The organism is Helicobacter sp. MIT 01-3238 (genome assembly GCF_003364135.1).
In the GTDB taxonomy this organism is placed as follows: Bacteria; Campylobacterota; Campylobacteria; order Campylobacterales; family Helicobacteraceae; genus Helicobacter_B.
Map to the genome: position 1 here is coordinate 111,597 of NZ_NXLN01000004.1, position 6,000 is coordinate 117,596.

Below are 6,000 nucleotides of genomic sequence, written 5' to 3' on the forward strand. Positions count from 1 at the left end.
CGAAAGTTTTTTATTTTGCGTCTAAATCTATGTCTAAATTTGTATCTAACTTTGGATTTGTATCCAAAATTGTGCCTAAAGTCGTATCTATGTAGTTTATGATTGGCTCTAGTGCTTCTATTTTTACCTCCAAATCTAGCTTCATAACACTAAGCGGAAGTCCAAAAGATTCTAGCTTGACTTCGTCTTTTTGCGTGGTAAGGATAGAAGTCGCACCGCTAGATTTTAGCCACTTCTCACACGCGTCTTTTTCAAAAGTAGCGTGGTCTTTTAGCGTGATTTTGCCTAGTATGTTTTGGGAGTAGTCTTGCAAAAAAGATTCTAACCTAGATGGGTTTGCTATCGCAGTTAGTAGGAGCATTTTGGAGCTAGGATTATCCACGCGCACTTTTCGCACAAAATCTACCCCCTCTTTGAGTATGATTCCCAAAGGGTAGTGTTTTTGCGCCAAATTTTTTTGTGTGATATTTTTTGACATATTTTTTTGTCCTGCGTTTTTTTGCAGACATTTTTTTTGCACATCATTTTTTTGCGTGTATGTGTCATAGACACGGATAGATTCTCTATATAGCCCGCTTGGCAAACAAAACCCAAAATACGGCTCTTTGCTAGGACGCAAAATAATATCAAATTTATCAAAGCAAAATCTAAAAGCATCATCAAGTAAGATGATTTTTGCTTGATTTTTGATAGCTTCTGTTATGGCTTTTTCTCTGTTTTCACAAACGATGAGGGATATTTTTTGCAAGCATTTTTGGGTGTCTTTTTTGGTGTCTTGCTGCAGGTTTTGCTGGGCTATCAAACTTTTTGCGATGAGGTAGGGCTCATCGCCTGCTTCTTGCACGCTAGCGCATATTTGCCCATCTTTTGCTACCCATACAAGCCCTTTGCTACTTCTGCCATATCCGCGTGAGATTATGCAGATTTTGACTGAATATTTGGATAGCAAAAACCGCGCTAGATAGATGATAAAAGGTGTTTTGCCACTGCCGCCTGCGATGATATTTCCCACTGAAATGATAGGCACGCCAAAATTTTTTGTGCCAAAAAATTTTGCAAAAACACCAAGAGACAAATTCTCGCCCCCAAACGCCAAAATCCCCAAACGCCAAAACTTACGCTTACAAGTCGCTACACACAAATACACAAAGCTAATAGGCAAAAGAGCAAAAGCTAGAATTTTTTGAAAAAAATTTGGCTTATAAAAATAACTATCCAAAAAATCCTGCATTTTAAAATCTTGCATTTTTTTGTGAGGGGAATCTTGTTTCATATTTTTTCCAAGCAAATTTTTACTAGATTTTGTGATAAATTTTGCCAAACTCGCAAAATCTAAGGCACAAAGATTTTAGGCAGTGTGCGTTTAAATAGATTTTGGGTTATGCGGTTTTTTGCCATTTTGACTATGTCTTTTGGATTTTTATCACACAAGGTTTTTATGTCGATTTTTTGGAAATTTTTTACCTCTCTAAAGTCTCCGTATTTCTCACATATCGCTTCTAGCACAATGTCGATTTTATCATAGCTAAATCCTAGCTCGGCTTCATCGCTTTGCCCTGCGTATAGCTCCGCGCTTGGTGGCTTAGAGATGATGGAATCTGGGATTTTTAGGATTTTGGCTAAGGCAAAAATCTCGCTTTTATACAGCGAGCCAATAGGGTTTATCGCGCAGGCCAAATCCCCAAAAATCGTCCCATATCCAAGCATTAGCTCGGATTTGTTGCTAGTGCCGATGACGATAGCCTTTTTTTGCGCAGAGTAGTCATACAAAAGTGCCATTCTAATCCTTGCACAAAAATTGCCCATTTCAAGTGGCAATGGCTTTTTGTGAGTGCTATCTCTCATAGTGCTATTTGAGCGAGTTTGCAAAAAGGCATTTTGATAATGCTCTAGAGGCAAAATCTCTAGAGGCAAATCAAATTTTGTGGCTAGCTCTTTTGCGTGCTCTAGTGATTTCTCACTTGAGCTAAGCGAGGGAAGCGCGAGGGCAAAAACATTGCTAGGAGTGCCATTTGATAGCTTGCTTTTTTTTGGATATTTTGGCGTTTTTTGCTTTTTTGTCGCCATTTTGCAAAGGCAAGCCACCACTGCAGAATCTATCCCGCCACTAAGCCCCACTACGAAGTTTTCTACACCGCGCTTTTTTGCTTCTTTTTGCAAAAATCTCACACTTTTTTTTATGAAATTTTCATAATATTTTTTACTTTTTAGGACGCTTTTTGCGCGGGGGTTTTTATTTGGTTTTATAGTGATTTTGCCATTTTCGTGGCTGGCAGATTTTGTAGAATTTTTGGAAATTGTAAATTTTGTAGGTTTTGTGTTTTTGCGTGGCGGTTTTGCTAGCGGTGGTTTTCTCATAAGCACTCCTTTTAGGTTTTGGCACACTATTTTTGACATAGCATTATTTTATGTTGCGTGTGTGGATTTTGCTTTTATCGCTTATTTATTTTCTTTGGTATAATACTACGATTTTTTAGCAATTTCAGCAACACAAAATCCTAAACACCAAAATTCCTAAGGATATAAATGTCTAATTTCATAGAAATGCTCAAAAAAGACAAGGCTCGCTATATCACAGGTGTGCTACTCATCGCATTTGTGGCATTGCTAATGTATATAAACAACTCCTTTCTTATGTGGGCAACTCTTGGAGTGCTGTTTTTGCTAGGATTTAAAGAAAGCCTAAATCTATATAATATCAATGATGAGGCATATCTCTATGTCATCGCTACTTTTGTATGGATATGTGCGTTTTTTAGTTCAAACCCCGTTATCTGTGGTATCACAGCGTGTATGGCTATGTCTTCTTATCTCGCTTTTAAGCAAACCCTTGCTCCCAAAAATATTTTGCCATTTATTTATCCTAGTATTCCGTTTTTGGCATTGTATAGCATATATGAGGATTTTGGCTTGGCTGGCATTTTGTGGCTTATTGTTATCGTGGCTTTGTGTGATATTGGTGCGTATTTTGGTGGGAGATTGTTTGGCAAAACCCCCTTTAGTCCCACTTCGCCCAAAAAAACGATTGAGGGCGTGATTATCGGGCTTGCATTTTGTGTGGTGGTGGGGAGTGTCGTTGGGATTTGGGCATTGGGTGTGAATTTTTTTGTGTGTATTTTGCTTAGCATACTTGTGGGGGTTTGTGGAGTGTTTGGGGATTTGTATGAGAGCTATTTGAAGCGAATGGCAGGGGTAAAAGATTCTGGTAGTATTTTGCCCGGACACGGAGGGATTTTAGATAGGCTTGACGCGCTGTTGTTTGGGGCGATTGGTATGTATTTCGCGCTGTCGTTTTTGCTTGGGGGAGATAGTATAAGCCCTGCGCTTTTTGGGGCATTGTAAGGCTTCATAGATGATTATACTAGGAAGCACAGGCACGATAGGTGTGCGTGCTTTAGAGATTGCTTGCAAGTTTGGCAAGCGCATAGAGGCAATAGCAGCAGGGCGAAATATCAGCCTGCTAAATGCCCAAATTGCACGATACAAGCCAAAAAAAGTCGCTATTGCTTTTAGGGAAGATTTGGACAAGCTAGAGCCACAAGGTGCACAAGTGTTTGTAGGGCAGAGCGAAATGTGTGAGATGATAGAGGGGTGTGAGAGTGGGTTTGTGCTAAATGGGATTGTGGGGTTTGCGGGGCTACTGCCATCGCTTCACGCTCAAAAATGTGGCAAAAAACTCGCCCTAGCAAACAAAGAATCCCTAGTTGCTGGTGGCTGGCTACTTGATAGAAGTGCGATTACGCCTATTGATAGCGAGCATTTTGGGCTGTGGTATTTGCTAAAAAATCCAAATGGTTCTAGCCAAAGTAACAAAAGTTTGAGTAATCAAGGCATTGGCAATCAAAGTGAGGGTAATCAAAGCGCGGATAATCAAGCCCAACATATCAAAAGGCTTATCATTACTGCAAGTGGTGGGGCGTTTCGCGATATGAAGCTAGAATCTATCCCTTGTGCTACCAAAGCGCAAGCCCTCAAGCACCCAAATTGGCAAATGGGGCAAAAAATCACCATAGATTCTGCAAGTATGGCAAACAAGCTATTTGAAGTGCTTGAGGCGTATTGGCTTTTTGGGTGCAAGGAAGTGAGTGCTTTTATCGAGCGTAGCTCGAGTATCCACGCGCTTGTGGAGTTTGTAGATGGTAGCACCACAGCGCATTTTGCCCTGCCTGATATGTCGCTACCCATAGCTTATGCGCTAGATAGCTCAAAGGCACGCTCTGGCAAAATCCTAGATTCGCTTGATTTGAGTGCACTAGGGGCTTTGTGCTTTGAGAATATCGAGCGTGCGCGCTATCCGCTATGGGAGCTAAAAGACACGCTACTAGAAAACCCAAAACTAGGCGTAGTGGTAAATGCTGCAAATGAGGTGGCGATTTATAAATTTTTGCGCGATGAGATAGCCTTTGGCGAGATAGCTAGGATTGTCTTTGGTGCGCTAGAGCGGTTTGAGAGCAAAAGCAAGGACTTAAACGAATATGAAAGCATAGCTATGCTTGATGCGGAAGTGAGGGAAACTATGCAGTAGTAGCTATGCAAGTAGCATTATGTGCTATCACAAAGCAGCGCGTAGTTTTGACATTGCCAAAAAGCACTGCTAAAAAAGCCACGCCAAAACTTCGCTAAAAAGCCTTGCTAAAAAAAACTCGCAAAAATCTTTGCAAAATCACCTTTCAAGCAATGCGATTTCCTCATCGCTAAATAGCCTAAGAGATAGCTCAAACTTCCAGCCACTGCCGTATTCTAGTGAGTATTCACTGCCAAATCCCTCTTTTGCGTCTATGATAAGCTGTGTGCTTTTGTAATACTCTAGCATACTTTGGTGTAGATAGAAGCCCGCCCCGCCGATATTGCCGATGAGTATGTCAGCCTCCCCAAGCGCAAAATCACCTCTTAGCGTGCATATCGGCACGCTTCCCTCACAGCAGCCACCGCTTTGGACAAAGATGATTTGGCTACTTTGTTTGTCGGAGTTTTTAGTTTCTTGGTTATGTTCTTGGTTGTTTTTTTGTATCAGGCGAGAGATAAGTGCTAGTGCTTCTTGCGTGGCGATGACACGCTTGGGAGGAGTTTGACTAGAATCTTGATTAAGGTTTTGATTAGATTTTGGGGGATTTTGCGCCATTTTTTATCCTTTGATTTTTGGATTTTGTGTGCTTTTGGTTTTATGTTTTTGTGCTTTGAATTGTAAAATCTAGTAAAAATCTAGATTATAAAACCCCCTAAGTATAGCACATTATACCATTCCACACACAAATCATCGCGCTAAGGGAGGGGGCTTTAGGAAAAGCAAACTCCGCAGTTTGTCATACTGAGGGCGTAGCCCGAAGTATCTCAAAGAATATCTCAAAAGATTCCATTTCTTGTCATACTGAGCGAAGCGAAGTATCCAAAAATGCAAACACAAATGTGCAAAATCCTTTGGATATCTCGGTTTCTACGAAACCTCAATATGACAAAGTGGGTGGGCATAATGTTATTTCCCCCTCCCTTAGCACGAGGGGGATAAAGGGGGTGGGTAATAAAAAATACACAAAACCATAATAAATACCGACACATATCCACACTCATTTTTCTCATTATTTTCCACCACTCATTTTCCTCATTACTCATAGAATCTCCTCTATTTTTCTTAACCACTTTTATCACTTTTACCACTTTTTATCATTCCCTAATAAAACTTTCTCTATATTTCTCGCCACTTTTTGTTATCTCTCATCGTCTTTTCCCTATCATTTTTTCTCATTCCCCCCATATCCACCCCCCACTTTCCTTACCAAATTTCATCGTTTCTCCCCACTTTTTCATCGTTTTTTTTTTTTTTTTTTTTTTTTTTTTTTCAAATCGCCCAAATACACTTGTTTCCCTTTTTTTTCTCTTATTTTTTGCTACGTTTTTTAAAAATTTACAAAAATTTTACACCCCTTAAGGAATTTTTAAAAAATATTTTTTTTTCATTTTTTTTCTTTTTTATTTTACAAAATAATCTCGCCAAACCAATAT

Annotated in this window: 6 protein-coding genes; 2 read left to right on the forward strand and 4 right to left on the reverse strand. The window is 39.9% G+C overall.

Translation table 11 applies throughout. The features are described from left to right. Nucleotides 1–10: 10 nt before the first annotated feature. Together lpxK and nadE are read right to left on the reverse strand one after the other, a co-directional pair. Nucleotides 11–1,273: a tetraacyldisaccharide 4'-kinase gene (gene lpxK, locus CQA40_RS02405; protein WP_147290142.1), complete on the reverse strand. Its 1,263-nt coding sequence runs from the start codon at nucleotides 1,271–1,273 to the stop codon at nucleotides 11–13. 59 nt (nucleotides 1,274–1,332) lie between these two features. Then, a complete protein-coding gene (nadE, locus tag CQA40_RS02410; protein ID WP_115519372.1) occupies nucleotides 1,333–2,358 on the reverse strand; it encodes an NAD(+) synthase in 1,026 nt (341 codons plus the stop codon). 168 nt (nucleotides 2,359–2,526) lie between these two features. On the opposite strand from nadE, the gene CQA40_RS02415 reads away from it, so the two are divergent. Continuing rightward, nucleotides 2,527–3,342, forward strand: coding sequence for a phosphatidate cytidylyltransferase (locus CQA40_RS02415; protein WP_115519373.1), 816 nt, complete (start codon nucleotides 2,527–2,529; stop codon nucleotides 3,340–3,342). Between the two features lie 10 nt (nucleotides 3,343–3,352). After that, a complete protein-coding gene (dxr, locus tag CQA40_RS02420) occupies nucleotides 3,353–4,525 on the forward strand; it encodes a 1-deoxy-D-xylulose-5-phosphate reductoisomerase (RefSeq protein ID WP_115519374.1) in 1,173 nt (390 codons plus the stop codon). Between the two features lie 138 nt (nucleotides 4,526–4,663). On the opposite strand, the gene CQA40_RS02425 is transcribed toward dxr, so the two are convergent. Together CQA40_RS02425 and CQA40_RS02430 are read right to left on the reverse strand one after the other, a co-directional pair. Further along, nucleotides 4,664–5,122 (reverse strand): DUF779 domain-containing protein, encoded by a 459-nt coding sequence (locus CQA40_RS02425; protein ID WP_115519375.1) that lies wholly within the window; start codon nucleotides 5,120–5,122, stop codon nucleotides 4,664–4,666. 221 nt (nucleotides 5,123–5,343) lie between these two features. Further along, the gene (locus CQA40_RS02430) at nucleotides 5,344–5,610 is read right to left on the reverse strand and encodes a hypothetical protein (RefSeq protein WP_115519376.1); all 267 of its coding nucleotides are present in this window, start codon (nucleotides 5,608–5,610) and stop codon (nucleotides 5,344–5,346) included. Between the last annotated feature and the right edge of the window lie 390 nt (nucleotides 5,611–6,000).